The organism is Lapillicoccus jejuensis, from assembly GCF_006715055.1.
Lineage (GTDB): Bacteria > Actinomycetota > Actinomycetes > Actinomycetales > Dermatophilaceae > Lapillicoccus > Lapillicoccus jejuensis.
In genome coordinates, this window is sequence record NZ_VFMN01000001.1 from 1,938,385 (window position 1) to 1,954,191 (window position 15,807).

Consider the following 15,807-nt stretch of genomic DNA (forward strand, 5'->3'; position numbering starts at 1 on the left):
GCACACGACCCGCGGGGCGGGTCAGACCGACCGGAGGGCCGGCGAGCGTCATCGCTCGCCGGAGGCCCACCGTCCGAAGTCGTCCTCGTCGTCGTCCCCGGCGTCGTCGGTCCCGGGGGACCACCGCTCGGGAGCGTGCGACGTGGAATGCAGTTCTCGCTCAAGCGAACTGAAGTCGGTGTTGGGAGAGAAGTACTTCAGCTCCCGAGCGACCTTGGTCTGCTTGGCCTTCGCCCGGCCGCGCCCCATGGCGTGACCCCCTCGTGCGTCTGCCGGGGCAGCATCACAGGATCAGGCAGCGCAGGCCGCTCGACCCCGCGGAGCGGACCCGGGAATCGTGTGTACTCGTGGTGACAACGCTACCTCAGCCCTGCGCCGTTCGCGTAGCAGGGCGCGAGAGCGGTCGGCGGCGGCAGCCGGGCCCGGCCGGCGGGAGGGCCGCGGTCGGGGCCGAGTGTCGGCAATCCGCCGTCGCGGATCTCGACGGTGACTCTGGACCGCCTACCCTACTTCGGGTAAATTGACCGATTGGGGCTGGATGCACGGTCGGTCCGCGGCGGGGAGCCGTGGCCGGCAGGACGCGCGGGGGCGCGTTCACGAGGCGCGTACGACATGGCGACAAAAGACTCCAAAGTCCGTTTTGTCGGTGTATCGTGGGCGTGGGGAAACAGCACGATCACCTGGTGGGGGCACCGGTGACCAACCGATGAGGAAAAGCGGGGAGAACGACATGGCAGTTTCCATCGAGACGCAGGAGCACGAGAAGCTCCTGACGCCGGCCGAGGTGGCCGCGATGTTCCGTGTGGACCCGAAGACCGTGACGCGCTGGGCCAAGGCCGGCAAGCTCACGGCGATCCGGACCCTGGGCGGGCACCGGCGCTACCTCGAGAGCGAGGTCAGCCGCCTCCTCGGGTCGCACTGACCCGGGCGGCGCAGCACCGCTCGACGCAGCACCAGCACCACCAGCAGCACCAGCACGACGGACGGCCGTGACCCGCGGGGGCGGGGAGCGGCCGTCCCGTGCGTCCGGGCCCTAGGCTGACGCGGTGGAGCGCAGCACGCAGGGGCACGACGAGAACGCCGTACGACGCCCCACCTGGGTGGCGATCACCCCCGGGTCGGCCAAGCGCACGGCGCTGCTCGCGATCCTGCTCGTCGCCGGGCTCCTGCTCGGGATCTGGGCCTTCGGCGCCCTGTCCGGGTTCCTCTTCCTCCTCGTCCTGTCCTGGCTGCTCTCGATCGCCATGGAGCCGCCGGTCGTGTGGCTCATGCGGCACGGCGTGCGCCCGCGGGGCCTCGCGACGGGCCTCGTCATGCTCGTCCTGCTGCTCGTCACGGGCGCGATCCTCCTGCTCTTCGGGCAGGTCTTCTTCCTCCAGGCCACCCAGCTCGGGCAGACCCTGCCGGGGACGACGGCGTCGGCGCTGGCCTGGGTCAACGAGCACCTCAACACCGACATCGACCTGACCAAGATCCAGACGACCCTCGACCTCACGCCGTCCAGGCTGGGCGAGCTCGCGGGTCGCTACGGCGGCGGCATCCTCGGCGTCTTCGGCTCGGTGCTCACCTTCCTCTTCGACCTGCTGACCATCCTCGTCTTCGCCTACTACCTGTCGGCGGACAGCCCGCGTCTGCGCCAGACCATCGGCTCGTTCCTCAACCCGCGCTACCAGGAGGTCATGCAGACCGTCTGGCAGATCGCGGTCGAGAAGACCGGCGGCTACGTCATCTCCAAGGTCGTCCTCGCGACCCTGTCCGCCGTCTTCCACGCGGCGTTCTTCTGGTACATCGACGTGCCGTTCTGGCTGCCGCTCGGCCTGCTGGCCGGCATCGTCGGGCAGTTCATCCCGACCATCGGCACCTACATCGGCATCCTGCTGCCCGCGCTCTTCACGGTCGTCTACAACCCGCGCAACGTGCTGTGGATCGTCCTGTTCGCGACGGTCTACCAGCAGGTCGAGAACTACGTCTTCACCCCCCGCATCAGCCGGCGCACGATGGACGTGCACCCCGCCGTCGCGCTGGGGTCGGTCTTCGTCGGTGCCGCGCTCTTCGGACCGATCGGGGCCATCATCGGCATCCCGGTCGCGGCCGCGGCCATCACCATCATCGACACCTTCCGCCGGCGGCACGAGCTGCTGCCGCAGCTGGCGGCCCTGCGCGAGGACGAGCTGCCGCCGGAGTCGGAGGAGGACGACGCCCCGGACGACGGCCCGGCGCCACCGGACCGCGTCCCCACCACCACCGGATGAGCCGGCGGCCCGGGGAGGAGCGCCGCCCGGGGGGTGCGGCCGACCCCGGTGAGAAGGCCCGGCCCGGTCAGCCGGCGCGCGGGACGGGCGGCCGCAGCACCTCGGGCAGCGTCGCCCACCACGTGAGGGCGCTGACCCACGCCGCGTCGTCGCGCGGGTGCGCGCGGTCCAGCAGGTCCTCGAGCAGGTCGAACCGGCCGCGCATCCCGAGGGCGTAGCAGACGCCCCACGCGTTGCCCGGGTCGACGGGCGTCCGCGGCGCCGCCGGGTCGGTGAGGTGCGCGACGGCGTACGCGTGCAGCTGCGGGTCGACGGTGTCCGCCCCCGGGGCCGGTGGGGGGACGTTGCCGAGCGCGGCGCCCGCGTGCGACATCAGCTCGGCGTCGCCGCGTCGGCCGAGGGCCAGGTCGAGCAGGAGCGGGACGTCCTCGGGCTGGGCGAGGAAGGACAGCATCGACAGGTCGGCGACGGCGCGACCGGTGTCGTCGGCGTCGACCGCCCCGGCGAGGTCCTGGGCCACCACCCGTCCCAGCGTGCGCCCCTGGGGCGCGAGGAGCAGGACCGCGAGCGCGGTGTCGCGCCGGTCCAGGTGCGGCTCGTCGAGCGCGGTGTCGAGCAGCGCGGCGAGGTCCGGGTCGCGCACGTCGGAGGGCACGTCGCGGGCCAGCGCGTCGAGGGTCGCCGCCCGTACGGCGTCCTGCCGCTCGCGCTCGAGCCCCGTCCAGGCCAGGACGTCGCGCACCTCGCGGCGCTGCTGCGCCGTGAGCCGCAGCCGACGTCCGCGGCCCGTCGCGTCGGGGAAGGTGCGGCTCTCGGCGCGCAGGGCGAGGCTGGCGCCGGCCTTGCGGGTGCGCAGCGGCTGGGCCTCGTCGGCGACGACGTCGGCCGCGACGGCGAGCATCTCCTGGGCCACGCCGTGGTCGACCAGCCCGTGCCGCACGAGGGTCGTCGCGGTCGACAGCGAGGCCCACAGCGAGCGCGGGTTCGGCGGGGCGGTCAGGGCGCGCAGCAGCACGTCGTGACCGCGGGGGTCCGGCGTGTAGCGCAGCAGCGTCGCGTAGTCGGAGTAGAGCTGGACGTCGTCGTCGATGAGCGCGCTCTCGATGAGCTCGATGAGGACACCGGTCACCGACCGGTCACCGCCGAGCCGGACGGCCGCCTCCCACCGGTGCGCGTACTCCAGCCCGGTGGACACCGACGTCTCGAGGGTCAGCCGGTGCAGCAGCGTCTCCCAGTCGCGGGAGCGGACGAGGACGTGCGGGACGAGCGAGACGAGCATCGAGAAGCGGTCCCACTCGACGCCGGTCATCGGCTCGTAGGTGAGCACCTTCTCCAGCAGCGGCATCGCCTCGAGGACGACGTCGTCGGGGACGGTCGTCGGTGGCAGGGCCGGGCCGCGGCGCAGCGGGTCGTCCTCGCGCGCGAGCAGGTCGACGGAGCGCAGCAGCTGGCCCTCGGGCAGCTCGAGCGCGGTCTCGTAGCGCCGGACGAGGTCGTGGCCGAGGACGACCGACCCGTCCTCCCAGCGCTTGACCTGTGCCCGGTGCGGCTGGTCGGGCAGCACCCGGACGAAGCCGGCGGCCGAGCGGCGGGAGCGGTCGGCGGCGTGCCGGCGCGCGGTGCGCAGCACCCACTGGAACCGACCGATCACGGCTTCCCCGACCCTTCCTGCAGGCCGTTTCCCTCCCCGTGCGCTGCGGGAGCCCATCGTAGGCGGTCAGGCGTCCGTACGGGCCCGACCGGCGGGCAGGCGCGTCGCGACGAGCGTCGCGACGACGAGCGCGGCGGCCCCGACGAGCACCGCCGGCCGCGCCGCATCGACGTACGACGTCGGGAGCAGGCGCCCGCCCGCCCCGGTGAACACCGCGGTGAGCACGGCCGTCCCGAGAGCGACGCCGAGCTCGCGCACCGTCGAGTTCACCCCCGAGGCCTTGGCGTGGTCGGCCTCGTCGAGCTCGGCGAGCAGCGCGGTCGCCGACGGGGCGAAGACGAGCGCCATCCCCACCCCGGCGAGCAGGAACGAGGGGACGAGGACGCCGTACGCGACCGTGGGCGACATCGTCAGGGCGATGGCCGCGAGCGCGACCGCCTGCAGGGCGAGTCCCGTGACCATGAGCGCGCGGGTGCCGACCCGGGGCGCGACCGCGCCCGCGATCGGCGCGACGACCATCGGCGCGAGGGTCCACGGCATCGTCTGGACGGCGGCGTGCAGCGGCGAGCTCCCCTGGACGACCTGGAGGAACTGGATGAGCAGGAAGATGGCGCCGAAGGTGCCGAAGCTGAAGGCGAACCCGACGACGTTGGTCACCGAGAACGAGCGGTCGCGGAAGAGCCGCAGCGGCACCAGCGGCGAGGCGGTGCGGCGCTGGCGCTGCAGGAAGGCCGCGAGGAGGACGACGCCGACGGCGAGCTCGCCGACGACGCCCGCGCTGGACCAGCCGTCGTCGTTGCCGCGGACGACGGCGTGGACGAGCGCGAGCACGCCGAGCGCGGCCAGCCCGGCGCCGAGGACGTCGAGCGGGGCGCGGACCCCGCGGTCGTCGCGCAGCGCCCAGACGGCGAGCGGCACGGCGACGACGGCGACGGGGACGTTGATCCAGAAGATCGCCTGCCAGCTCCAGCCCTCGAGGACGGCCCCGCCGACGAGCGGGCCGACGGCGACGCCGAGGCCGGAGATCCCGCCCCACACGCCGATGGCCAGGGCGCGCCGCTCCCGGCTCACGGCGCCCGCGATGAGGGCGAGCGACAGCGGGAGGATGGCCGCGCCGCCGAGCCCCTGGACGGCGCGGGCGGCGATGAGCTGAGCCGGGGTCGAGGAGAGCGCGGCGAGGGCCGAGCCGACGGCGAAGACCGTGGTGCCGGCGAGGAAGACGGTCCGCCGGCCGAGCCGGTCGCCGAGGCCGGCGGCGAGCAGGATGAGGCTGGCGAAGGCGAGCGTGTAGGCGTTGACGAACCACTGCAGCTGCTCGACCGAGGCGCCGAGCCGCTCGTGCAGCACCGGGAGCGCGTTGGTCATGACGAGGTTGTCGAGCGTCGCCATGAACATCGGCAGCGACGCGGCGGCGATGACGAGGGCGACGGGACGTCGCCGTCCCGTCGGTGGCGCGGGGGCGTCCGCCCCGACGGGCAGGACGGGGGTCGGGGGGACGGCGGGCGTGGTGTCGAGGCTCATGGGTGGCTCCGGGGACTTGTAGTAATCGGATGATTACCTCTCACGGCAGACGGTAGTAATCAACTGATAACCTTGTCAACATGGTCGACGCGCAGCCCCCCCAGCCCGCCGCGCGCCGGATGTCCGCCACCGAGCGCCGGGAGCAGATCGTCCAGGCCGCCACCGCGGTCTTCGGCGCCCGGGGGTACGGCGGCACGACGACGGACGACATCGCCCGCGCCGCGGGGGTGAGCCAGCCGTACGTCGTCCGGCTCTTCGGCACCAAGGAGGCGCTCTTCCTCGCCGCCCTCGAGGACGCGGTCGAGCACCTCGTCGTCACCTTCCGCGGGGTCCTCGAGCAGGAGGCTGGCACCGCGCCGGTCGACGTCGAGCAGCGCTACGGCACCCTCGGCGAGGCCTACGTCGAGCTCCTGCGGGTGCGCGGTCTGCACCTGCTGCTCAGCCAGGCCTTCCTGCTCGGCGCGCACCCGGTCATCGGCGCGGCGGCCCGGCACGGGTTCGCCCGCATCTGGCGGCTGCTGCGCGACGAGGCCGGGCTGAGCGGCGAGGAGGCGCACGAGTTCCTCGCCCACGGCATGCTCATCAACACGATGCTGGGCCTGCGCGTCACGGAGGACTACGGCCGCGACGACGACATGACCGAGCTCCTCGACACCTGCTTCCCGACCAAGATCCACTCGGTGCTCGCCGTCGCCCCCCGCGTCGCCGAGCCCTGGTGAGCGGCGGGCACGCGACCGGCCTGCCACGTCACTGGGCGTAGCCTGCGACACCACGGCCCGCAGGACGGGACCGACGCCGACCGGGCACCGGCGGGCGGAGCGCGCGAGGAGGGGAGCGGATGCGTCGCGGCACCAACCTCCCTGCCGTCGGCGGGTTCAACCAGTCGGTCGTGCTCGACCTCGTGCGCCGCGCCGGCGAGGGCATCTCGCGGGTGGAGATCGCCGAGGCGAGCGGCCTGTCGCCGCAGACGGTCAGCAACCTCACCCGACGGCTGCTCGCCGACGGTCTCGTCCGCGAGAGCGGCAAGCGGATCGCCGGGCCGGGCAAGCCGCGCACGATCCTCACGCTCGACCCCCGAGGGGGGTACGCCGTCGGGGTGCACCTCGACCCGAGCGTCGTCACCTACGTGCTGGCCGACCTCGAGGGTCGCGTCGTCCTCGACCGGCGGGTGCGCACCCCTCGCCAGGTGCAGCCCGAGGCCGTGGTGACGCAGATGGCGCAGACCATCGGCGCCCTCGTCGAGGCCTCCGGGGTCGCGCCGGACCGGGTGCTCGGCGTCGGCATCGCGGCGCCGGGGCCCATCGACCGAGAGACGGGCACGGTCCTCGACCCGCCGCTGCTCGCCGGCTGGCACCGCGTCCCGTTGCGCGCGGCGCTGGCCGAGCGGCTCGGCCTGCCGGTCGGTCTCGAGAAGGACGTCACCGCCGCCGCCACCGCGGAGCTGTGGTCGCCGGAGGGGACGTCGCACCCGCACCAGGCCTTCTTCTACTACGGCACCGGTGTCGGGCTGGGGGTCGCCCTGGACGCCGAGGTGGTGCGCGGGTCGTCGGCCAACGCCGGCGACATCGGCCACCTCCTGGTCCGCGGCGACGGACCGCCCTGCGCGTGCGGGCAGCGCGGCTGCCTGGGGGAGAGCGCGAGCCCGGCGCGGATGGTGCGCGAGGCGGCGGACCTCGGCGTGCTCGACCTCCCGGCTCGCGACCTCACCCTCGTCGAGGTCGACCGCGCCTTCACCCGGCTCGCGACCGCGGCGGCCCGCGAGGACCCTCAGGCGATGGAGATCCTGCGCCGCGCCGGGCACGACATCGGCCGCGCCCTCGTCCTCGTCGCCAACCTCCTCGACATCGACACGGTCGTCTGCGGCGGACCGTTCTGGGACCGGCTGGCGCCGGTGGCGCTGCCCGAGGTGCGTCGCGTCGTCGACGGCGACCCGGCCGTCGTCACCACCCACCCGGTCCGGGTCCTCGAGACCGCGCTGGGCTCCGACGTCACGGCGCTCGGCGCCGCCGCGCTCGTGCTCGACGCGGTGCACTCGCCGCGCCCGGCCGGGCTGCTCATCACCGCGCCCTGACCGCCGGTCGGGCGCGAGGAGGTCGGCGCTGCCGGCCTCCTCGAGGCGGTGGGGCGTCGTACCCCGTCGGGCCCGGGATCGAACCCACGGTTCGGTGACGATTCCCGGGAAGGCCTTGACAACGGGTTCGTCCACCGTCTTTATTAACTCCCATCGGCACGGCTGCGGGGTCGCACCGGCCACCGTCACGAAGGAGTGAATGGGATGAGCAAGCGCGTCGCTGCGGTCGTGTCCGTGGGGCTGGTGGCCGGACTGGCGTCGGCCTGCGGCGGTGGGGGCAGCAGCTCCTCGTCGTCCGACACCATCAAGGTCGCCTACCAGAAGTACGGCACCTTCACGCAGATGGACGACCTCATGCAGAAGGTCAAGAAGGACTTCGAGTCGACGCACAAGGGCGTCACCGTCCAGCTGGTGCCGATCCAGGCGACCGAGGGCGACTACTACACGAAGCTCGCGCTGATGAACAAGTCCGCGTCGACGGCGCCGGACGTCATGTACGAGGACACCTTCCAGGTGAAGTCCGACGTCAAGGCGGGCTACCTCGCGCCGATGGACGACTACCTCGCGAAGTGGTCGGACTGGAGCCAGTTCTACGACAACGCCAAGCAGGCCGGCCTCGGTGACGACGGCAAGACGTACGGCGTCTCGATGGGCACCGACACGCGCGCCCTCTGGTACAACAAGGAGCTGTTCGCCAAGGCGGGCCTGCAGGTGCCGTGGCAGCCGAAGACGTGGGCCGACATCCTCACCGCGGCCAAGACGATCAAGGCCAAGCTCCCCGGGGTCATCCCCTTCAACATCTACTCGGGCAAGGCGCAGGGCGAGGGCGCGACCATGCAGGGCTTCGAGATGCTGCTCTACGGCACGAAGGACACGCTGTACGACGCCTCGTCGAAGAAGTGGATCGCCGGCTCGCAGGGCTTCAAGGACTCGCTCGGGTTCCTGGGCAACGTCTTCTCGCAGGGTCTGGCCCCGACGCCCGAGCAGTCGCTGGACAAGAACATCGGCACGACCATCGCGACCGAGTGGCTCCCCCAGGGCAAGCTCGCCATCGACCTCAACGGCTCGTGGCAGAGCGGCACCTGGATCGAGGGCGGCTCGAAGCCGTGGCCGGAGTGGAGCACCGTGATGGGGCAGGCCGCGATGCCGACCCAGGACGGGCAGGACCCGGGCTCGACGTCGATGTCGGGTGGCTGGACCCTCGCCATGGGCTCGAAGAGCAAGAACAAGCAGGCGGCGTTCGACTTCATCTCGACGGCGCTCAACAAGGACAACTCGATGGCCTACGACATCGCGGCCAGCCAGATCGCCGTCCGCAAGGACGTGTCCGAGGACCCGTCGTACGACAAGGCGAACCCGTCCTTCGCGTTCTTCTCCTCGCTGGTCAAGGTGACGCACTTCCGTCCCGCGACCGCCGACTACCCGAAGATCTCCAACGACATCCAGGTCGCGATGGAGTCGGTCATGACGAGCCAGCAGACCCCGGAGCAGGCGGCCTCCACCTACGACCAGGCGCTCGAGGGCATCGTCGGCCCGGACAACGTCACCAAGCAGTGACCGCCCAGGTCGCTCCCTCCGCCGCCGCCCGGGTCGCCCCGGGCGGCGGTGGGGAGCGCCGCTCCGGCTGGCGCTCCGCCGGCCGCGCGGCGCCGCTCCTGCCGGCGGTCGTCCTGCTGGCGATCTTCCTGCTCGGCCCGGTCATCAGCGCCTTCGTCGGCGCCTTCACCAACTCGGCCCTCACCGGCGCCGCGGCGCAGGACACCCAGTTCGTGGGGTTCGCCAACTTCACCGAGCTGTTCGCGGACCCGAACTTCCCCAAGTCCGTCGTCCTCACGCTGGTCTTCCTCATCGGGTCGGCCGTCGTCGGGCAGAACGTCCTCGGGATGACGCTGGCGGTGCTCATGCGCTCGGCCTCGTCGGTGGTGCGCACCATCACCGGCACCGTCGTGGTCGGGGCGTGGATCCTGCCTGAGATCGTCGCCAGCTTCGCCGCCTACGCGTTCTTCGGCAAGGACGGCACGGCCAACGCGATCCTCGGTCTCGTCGGGATCACCGGTCCGTCGTGGCTCTACAGCCTGCCCATGCTGTCGGTGATCATCGCCAACGTGTGGCGCGGCACGGCCTTCTCGATGCTCGTCTACTCCGCCGCGCTCAACGACGTCCCCCTCGAGATCGTCGAGTCGGCCGAGGTCGACGGGGCCTCGGGGTGGCAGCGGCTGACCCGGATCACGCTCCCGATGATCCGGCGCAGCATCTCCACCAACCTCATGCTCACGACGCTGCAGACCCTGTCGGTCTTCACGCTCATCTACGTGATGACGGGCGGCGGCCCGGGGACCAACTCCTCGACCCTGCCGATCCTCGCCTATCAGGAGGCCTTCTCCTTCGGGCAGCTCGGCTTCGGTACGGCGATCGCCCTCATCCTGCTGCTGGTCGGCGCGCTCTTCTCGTTGATCTACATCCGCGCCCTGCGACCGGAGGTCGACTGACATGTCTGCCGGGAGCCTCGCGCTCACCTCACCGCGCCGCCGCAACCTCGCGGTGGTCTCCAACCTCCTCCTGCTCGTCATCGCGCTGCTCTTCGTCCTGCCGATCGTGTGGATCGTGCTCGGCGCGTTCGACGCCACGACGAACCTCTCCGTCAAGATCCCCGACCCGTTCACGCTGCAGAACTTCCAGGACGTCCTCACGCCCGACCAGGCGTGGATCCCGTTGCTCAACAGCGTGATCCTCTCGGGCGGCTGCGCCGTCGTCACGGTCGCCGTGGCGGTGCTGGCGGCCTACCCGCTCTCGCGCTACCGGATGCGGATCAACAAGCCGTTCCTGTACGGCGTCCTGTTCGGCACCTGCCTGCCGATCACCGCGATGATGGTGCCGGTCTACTCGCTCTTCGTCCTCTTCAACGGCCTCAACTCGTTCGTCGCGATCATCTTCTTCCTCGCGGCGACGAGCCTGCCGATGGCGATCTGGATGATGAAGAACTTCATGGACGGGGTGCCGATCGTCCTCGAGGAGGCGGCCTGGGTCGACGGCGCGTCGATGCTGCAGACGCTGTGGCGGGTCGTCGTCCCCCTCATGCGCCCGGGCATCGGGGTGGTCTTCATCTTCGTCTTCATCCAGGCGTGGGGGAACTTCTTCGTCCCCTACATCCTCATCACCAACCAGGAGCAGATGCCGGCGGCGGTGACGATCTACAACTTCTTCGGCGCCTACGGCACCGTGGCCTACGGCCAGCTCGCCGCGTTCTCGCTGGTCTACTCGCTGCCGGTCCTCGGCCTCTACGCCCTCGTGCAGCGCTTCTCCGGCGGCAGCTTCGCGCTCGCCGGAGCCGTCAAGGGCTGACCCGGGCCGCACACCGGACCCCCTCACGTCCACCCGCCCTCCCCTCACCTCGACGACCCCGGAAGGTCCTCCCGTGCACGACACCGTCGCCCTCATCGAGGCGCGTATCCGCCGCAGCTACAGCCAGCGCGTCGCCCGCGCCACCCACACCGACCACGTGCAGGTCACCGTCGAGACCTGGGACGTGCCCGACGAGCCGGTCCCCTTCGCGCAGGCCGTGACCCGCGAGTTCGCGCCGCTCGAGGCCGGCACCCCGTGGGGCCGCCCCTGGGGGACGACGTGGTTCCGGATCTCCGGCACCGTCCCGTCGTCCTGGGCCGGCGACACCCGGCGCGAGCTGCTCGTCGACCTCGGCTGGGTCGGCGGCAACCCCGGCTTCCAGTCCGAGGGCCTGTGCTACACCCCGGACGGCACCGTCATCAAGGCGCTCGAGCCGCGCAACTCCTGGGTCCCCGTGACGGCGGCACCGGGCGAGGACTTCACCGTCCTCGTCGAGGCGGCCTCCAACCCCGACGTCGGCGGCACCTGGACCCACGAGCCGACCCCGATGGGCGACCTCGCCACGGCCCCGCGCCGACCGCTCTACACGTTCGCGTCGGCCGCCCTCGCGGTCCTCGACGAGGACGTCTTCGCGCTGGAGCGCGACATGTGGGTCCTCATCGGCGTCATGGACGAGCTGCCCGCGTCGTCGCCGCGCCGGGCCGGGATCCTGCGCGCGCTCGAGCGGGCCGTCGACGTCCTCGACCCCGACGACGTCCCGGCCACCGCGAAGCAGGCGCGCATCGAGCTGGCCCCCGCGCTGGCCTCGCCGGCCGCGGCCACCTCGCACCGGCTCGTCGGCGTCGGCCACGCGCACATCGACTCGGCGTGGCTGTGGCCGGTGCGCGAGACCAAGCGCAAGGTCGCCCGCACCTTCTCCAACGTCCTCGACCTCATGGACCGGTACGACGACTTCGTCTTCGCCGCCTCGAGCGCGCAGCAGTACGCGTGGCTCAAGGAGGACCAGCCTGAGGTCTTCGAGCGGCTGAGGAAGCGCGTCGCCGACGGTCGCTTCGTCCCCGTCGGCGGGATGTGGGTCGAGTCCGACACCAACCTGCCCGGCGGCGAGGCGATGGCGCGCCAGTTCGTCGCGGGCAAGCGGTTCTTCCTCGAGGAGCTCGGGGTCGAGACCGACGAGGTGTGGCTGCCCGACAGCTTCGGCTACTCGGGGGCCCTCCCGCAGATCGTCGCCGCGTCGGCCTCGCACTACTTCCTCACCCAGAAGATCAGCTGGAACGAGACCAACGTCATGCCGCACCACACCTTCCAGTGGGAGGGCATCGACGGCACCCGGGTCTTCACCCACTTCCCCCCGGTCGACACCTACAACGCCGAGCTCACCGCGGTGGAGCTGGCCCGGGCCGAGCGGCAGCACGCGGAGCGGGGGGTGAGCGACCTGTCGCTCGTCCCGTTCGGCTACGGCGACGGCGGCGGCGGGCCCACCCGCGAGATGGTCGAGACGGCGCGCCGCAAGGCCGACCTCGAGGGCTCGCCGAAGGTCCAGCTGGCCCGGCCCGACGAGTTCTTCGGCCAGGCCGCGCAGGAGCTGCCCGAGCCGGCCGTCTGGGCGGGCGAGCTCTACCTGGAGTTCCACCGCGGGACCTACACCTCGCAGGCCCGCACCAAGCTCGGCAACCGCCGCTGCGAGCACCTGCTGCGCGAGGCCGAGCTGTGGGCCGCCACCGCGACGGTGCGCACCGGGGCGACGTACCCCGTCGACGTGCTGCGCGAGGCCTGGGAGACGGTGCTGCTGCAGCAGTTCCACGACATCCTGCCCGGCTCCTCCATCGCCTGGGTCTACCAGGTGGCCGAGGAGAACTACGCCCGCGTCGAGGCGGCGCTGACCGCCGTCGTCGACGAGGCGCAGCGCGCGCTGGCCGGCACGGGAGGGCGCACCCTCGTCTTCAACGCCTCCCCCTTCGCGGTCGCCGGGGTCCCGGCCCTCGGGGCGGGCACCGCCACCCCGGCCGCCGCCCGGGTCGCCGCCGACGGCGACGGCGTCGTCCTCGAGTCCGACGCGGTCACCGCCCGGCTCGACGCGCAGGGCCACGTCGTCTCGCTCGTCGACCGGCGCACCGGCCGTGACGCGATCGCCCCGGGGGAGAAGGGCAACGAGCTCCTCGTCTTCCGCGACACCCCCAACCAGTGGGACGCCTGGGACGTCGACAAGGCCTACGAGCGGATGCCGCTCGACGTCGTCGCGACGACCGGGGTCGAGGTCGACGGCGACACCGTCGTCGTGCGTCGTACGGTCAGCGCGTCCACCGTCGTCCAGCGGGTGCGGCTCTCACCGGACGGCGGGGCGCTGGAGATCGAGACCGAGGTGGACTGGCACGAGAAGCAGAAGCTGCTCAAGCTCGCGTTCGTCCTCGACGTGCACGCCGAGACCTCGGCGAGCGAGATCCAGTTCGGTCACGTCCGCCGCGCCACCCACACCAACACCTCGTGGGACATGGCCCGCTTCGAGATCTCCGGCCACCGCTGGGTCCGCGTCGACGAGCCCGGCTTCGGTGTCACTCTCGCCAACGACCGGGTCTACGGACGCGACGTCACGCGGCGCCCCCGCGAGGGCGGCGGCCTGGTCAGCGTCGTGCGCGAGTCGCTGCTGCGCGCCCCGCTCTTCCCCGACCCGCACGCCGACCAGGGCACCCACGTCTTCCGGCACGCGCTGCGGGTGGGCGAGCTCCTCGAGGGCGTCGCGGAGGGCTACCGGCTCAACCTGCCCTCGCGCACCGTCGACGGTGCCGCCGTCGACGCGCTCGAGCCGCTCGTCGCGGTCGAGGGGGAGGGGATCGTCGTCGAGGCGGTCAAGCTCGCCGAGGACGGGTCGGGCGACGTCGTCGTGCGCCTCTACGAGGCGCGCGGCACCCGCGCCCGCGGCCGCGTCGTCCCCGGCTTCGACGCCGGTACGGCGACCCGCACGGACCTGCTCGAGCGCGCCTGGCCCGAGCAGCCCGCCGACGCGCTCGAGCTCGACCTGCGGGCCTTCGAGCTGGTCACCCTCCGGCTGCCGCGCGCCTGACCCGCGGCCGGGCGGGCCCGGGCGCGGGGACGACCCACTCGCCGCGGGACAGCAGGACCTCGCGCAGGACGTCGGGGCGGTCGGTGACGACCGCCCCGACGCCCGCGTCGAGCAGGTGCCGCATGGTCGGGGCGTCGTCCACCGTCCAGACCGCGACCCGGACGCCGAGGCCGTCGGCCATCCCGACGAGCCGGGTCAGCACCGCGGGCCGTCGCACCAGCGCCCACGGCACGTGGGCGAACTCGCCCGTCGCGACCGTCCGGTGCGGCCGGACGCCGGTGCGGGCCGCGGTGACCAGCGCGGCCAGCGCCCGCCACCCCAGCGCCGTCCGCACGCCCGGGAGGTCGGCGCGCACCTGCGCCAGCCAGCCGTCCCACGCCCCGGCGACGCACACGCGCTCGGCCGCACCGGCCCGCGCCACCGCCTCGACGAGCGGGCCGACGGCGGCCCGGTCCTTGACGTCCACCGCGATACGGCTTCCCGGGAAGGCGTCGAGCACCTCGTCGAGGGTCGGCACGAGCCCGCCGCCGGTGACCCGCAGGCGACGGACCTCCTCGAGGGTCCGGTCGCGCGCCCGCCCGCGGCCGTCGGTGGTCCGGTCCAGCCTCGCGTCGTGCAGGCAGAGCAGCCGGCCGTCGGCGGTGAGCCGCACGTCGGTCTCGAGGTAGCGCACGCCCAGCGCGGCGGCGAGCGCGAAGGCGGCGTAGGTGTTCTCGGGCGCCAGCCCGGCACCGCCGCGGTGCGCGAGGGCCAACGGCCCCGGCTCGTCCCCGTACGGCGCGCCGGACCTCCCGGTCGACGTGCTCACGCCGCCGCCCCGTGCAGGGCGAGCAGCCGCGCCGTCGTGCGGTCCCAGGGGAACTCCTCGGCCCGGGCGCGGGCGGCGGCCCGGCGTCGGGCCGGGGGGACGGCGAGGACCTGCGCCACCGCGTCGGCGAGCGCCGCGGGGTCGGGGTCGGCCACCGCGCCGGCGTCCCCGACGACGAGCTCGGCGAGGGCGGAGGTGCGGGCGGCGACGACGGGGGTGCCGCAGGCGAGGGCCTCGAGCGCGGCGAGGCCGAAGGTCTCGATGGGGCCGGGTGCGAGCACGACGTCGGCGGCGCCGAGCAGGTCGGCGACGGCGCGCCGCTCCGGGAGGTGGCCGACGAAGGTCACCGGCCGGCCCCGGGCCATCCGCTGCAGCGTCCGGCGGGCGGGGCCGTCGCCGGCGACCACGAGCCGGGCGCGCACGCCGCGCCGGGCCAGGTGGTCCAGGGCGTCGACCGCGAGGTCGGGCCGCTTCTCCCGGGAGAGGCGGCTGCACACGACGACGAGGGGCGCGTCGGGCGGCCGCACCGCGCGCAGCCGGGGACGGAAGAGCGCCAGGTCGACGCCCAGGGGCACGTGCTCCGTCGCGGCGCCGATCCGCTCGAGCTCGCGCGCGGCGAACCTCGTCGTCGTGACGACGCGGTCGAACCGCTCGACGGTCCCGGCGTTGTGCCGGTCGACCACCGGGCGCCAGCGGTCGGGGCCGAACGGGGAGAAGGCGGCGAGGACGCCGGCGAGCTGCTCGTGCAGGAAGACCGTCGACGGCACCCCGGCCGACCGGGCCCAGTCGCCGAGGCCCCGCAGGGTGAGCCGGTCCGACACCTCGAGGCGGTCGGGCCGCAGTGCGTCGAGCAGGTCGGTCACCGGACGCAGCCGGGTCAGGGCGCGGTAGCCACCCGAGCCGGGGACCGCGAGGCCGGGCAGGACCACGTGCCGCCCCCATTCCCGGGAGATGTCTTCCGGGGACCCGCCGGGGGTGACGACGACGAGCTCGTGGCCGGCCTCCCGGTAGCCGGTCCCCAGTGCCCGGAGGGTGGTCCGGATGCCGCCGCTGTGCGCGGCCCAGGCGTTGGCGACGTGGACGATGCGCATGGGCCCGGCC

13 protein-coding genes are annotated in these 15,807 nt (G+C 73.2%); 8 read left to right on the top strand and 5 right to left on the bottom strand.

The window, feature by feature from the left end:
- Window positions 1-48 precede the first annotated feature (48 nt).
- Window positions 49-249 carry a DUF3073 domain-containing protein gene (locus FB458_RS09235; RefSeq protein WP_141848240.1) on the bottom strand — a complete coding sequence of 67 codons (201 nt, stop codon included), beginning with the start codon at window positions 247-249 and terminating at the stop codon, window positions 49-51.
- A gap of 481 nt (window positions 250-730) precedes the next feature.
- Between FB458_RS09235 and FB458_RS09240 the strand changes: the two genes are divergently transcribed.
- Together FB458_RS09240 and FB458_RS09245 are read left to right on the top strand one after the other, a co-directional pair.
- Window positions 731-922 carry a BldC family transcriptional regulator gene (locus tag FB458_RS09240; RefSeq protein ID WP_141848241.1) on the top strand — a complete coding sequence of 64 codons (192 nt, stop codon included), beginning with the start codon at window positions 731-733 and terminating at the stop codon, window positions 920-922.
- Between the two features lie 124 nt (window positions 923-1,046).
- Window positions 1,047-2,252 (top strand): AI-2E family transporter, encoded by a 1,206-nt coding sequence (locus FB458_RS09245; RefSeq protein WP_141848242.1) that lies wholly within the window; start codon window positions 1,047-1,049, stop codon window positions 2,250-2,252.
- A gap of 67 nt (window positions 2,253-2,319) precedes the next feature.
- Here FB458_RS09245 and FB458_RS09250 read toward each other — a convergent pair whose 3' ends face one another.
- Window positions 2,320-3,903, bottom strand: a complete 1,584-nt coding sequence (locus FB458_RS09250) for a hypothetical protein (protein WP_141848243.1) — start codon at window positions 3,901-3,903, stop codon at window positions 2,320-2,322.
- A 66-nt stretch (window positions 3,904-3,969) separates the two neighbouring features.
- Window positions 3,970-5,424 (bottom strand): MFS transporter, encoded by a 1,455-nt coding sequence (locus FB458_RS09255; protein WP_141848244.1) that lies wholly within the window; start codon window positions 5,422-5,424, stop codon window positions 3,970-3,972.
- 80 nt (window positions 5,425-5,504) lie between these two features.
- Between FB458_RS09255 and FB458_RS09260 the strand changes: the two genes are divergently transcribed.
- The 6 genes from FB458_RS09260 (at window position 5,505) to FB458_RS09285 (ending at window position 13,898) form a co-directional block, all read left to right on the top strand.
- Window positions 5,505-6,143: a TetR/AcrR family transcriptional regulator gene (locus tag FB458_RS09260; protein WP_141848245.1), complete on the top strand. Its 639-nt coding sequence runs from the start codon at window positions 5,505-5,507 to the stop codon at window positions 6,141-6,143.
- Between the two features lie 119 nt (window positions 6,144-6,262).
- A complete protein-coding gene (locus FB458_RS09265; RefSeq protein WP_141848246.1) occupies window positions 6,263-7,495 on the top strand; it encodes an ROK family transcriptional regulator in 1,233 nt (410 codons plus the stop codon).
- A 204-nt stretch (window positions 7,496-7,699) separates the two neighbouring features.
- Window positions 7,700-9,052, top strand: a complete 1,353-nt coding sequence (locus tag FB458_RS09270; RefSeq protein WP_141848247.1) for an extracellular solute-binding protein — start codon at window positions 7,700-7,702, stop codon at window positions 9,050-9,052.
- The gene (locus FB458_RS09275; RefSeq protein WP_141848248.1) at window positions 9,049-9,984 is read left to right on the top strand and encodes a carbohydrate ABC transporter permease; all 936 of its coding nucleotides are present in this window, start codon (window positions 9,049-9,051) and stop codon (window positions 9,982-9,984) included. The genes FB458_RS09270 and FB458_RS09275 overlap by 4 nt, the downstream gene beginning before the upstream one ends.
- A 1-nt stretch (window position 9,985) precedes the next feature.
- The gene (locus FB458_RS09280) at window positions 9,986-10,837 is read left to right on the top strand and encodes a carbohydrate ABC transporter permease (protein WP_141848249.1); all 852 of its coding nucleotides are present in this window, start codon (window positions 9,986-9,988) and stop codon (window positions 10,835-10,837) included.
- A 73-nt stretch (window positions 10,838-10,910) separates the two neighbouring features.
- Window positions 10,911-13,898: an alpha-mannosidase gene (locus FB458_RS09285; protein WP_141848250.1), complete on the top strand. Its 2,988-nt coding sequence runs from the start codon at window positions 10,911-10,913 to the stop codon at window positions 13,896-13,898.
- Here FB458_RS09285 and FB458_RS09290 read toward each other — a convergent pair.
- The gene (locus FB458_RS09290; protein WP_141848251.1) at window positions 13,873-14,706 is read right to left on the bottom strand and encodes a glycerophosphodiester phosphodiesterase family protein; all 834 of its coding nucleotides are present in this window, start codon (window positions 14,704-14,706) and stop codon (window positions 13,873-13,875) included. The two genes, FB458_RS09285 and FB458_RS09290, sit on opposite strands and share 26 nt — an antisense overlap.
- Window positions 14,703-15,797, bottom strand: coding sequence for a glycosyltransferase (locus tag FB458_RS09295; protein WP_141848252.1), 1,095 nt, complete (start codon window positions 15,795-15,797; stop codon window positions 14,703-14,705). The genes FB458_RS09290 and FB458_RS09295 overlap by 4 nt, the downstream gene beginning before the upstream one ends.
- Window positions 15,798-15,807: the final 10 nt, after the last annotated feature.

Bases quoted from the DNA above. Each gene is read 5' to 3' on its own strand.
- FB458_RS09235 (WP_141848240.1), bottom strand. From the start codon at position 249: ATGGGGCGCGGCCGGGCGAAGGCCAAGCAGACCAAGGTCGCTCGGGAG.
- FB458_RS09270 (WP_141848247.1), top strand. From the start codon at position 7,700: ATGAGCAAGCGCGTCGCTGCGGTCGTGTCCGTGGGGCTGGTGGCCGGA.
- FB458_RS09280 (WP_141848249.1), top strand. From the start codon at position 9,986: ATGTCTGCCGGGAGCCTCGCGCTCACCTCACCGCGCCGCCGCAACCTC.
- FB458_RS09295 (WP_141848252.1), bottom strand. From the start codon at position 15,797: ATGCGCATCGTCCACGTCGCCAACGCCTGGGCCGCGCACAGCGGCGGC.
- FB458_RS09255 (WP_141848244.1), bottom strand. From the start codon at position 5,424: ATGAGCCTCGACACCACGCCCGCCGTCCCCCCGACCCCCGTCCTGCCC.
- FB458_RS09260 (WP_141848245.1), top strand. From the start codon at position 5,505: ATGGTCGACGCGCAGCCCCCCCAGCCCGCCGCGCGCCGGATGTCCGCC.
- FB458_RS09240 (WP_141848241.1), top strand. From the start codon at position 731: ATGGCAGTTTCCATCGAGACGCAGGAGCACGAGAAGCTCCTGACGCCG.
- FB458_RS09265 (WP_141848246.1), top strand. From the start codon at position 6,263: ATGCGTCGCGGCACCAACCTCCCTGCCGTCGGCGGGTTCAACCAGTCG.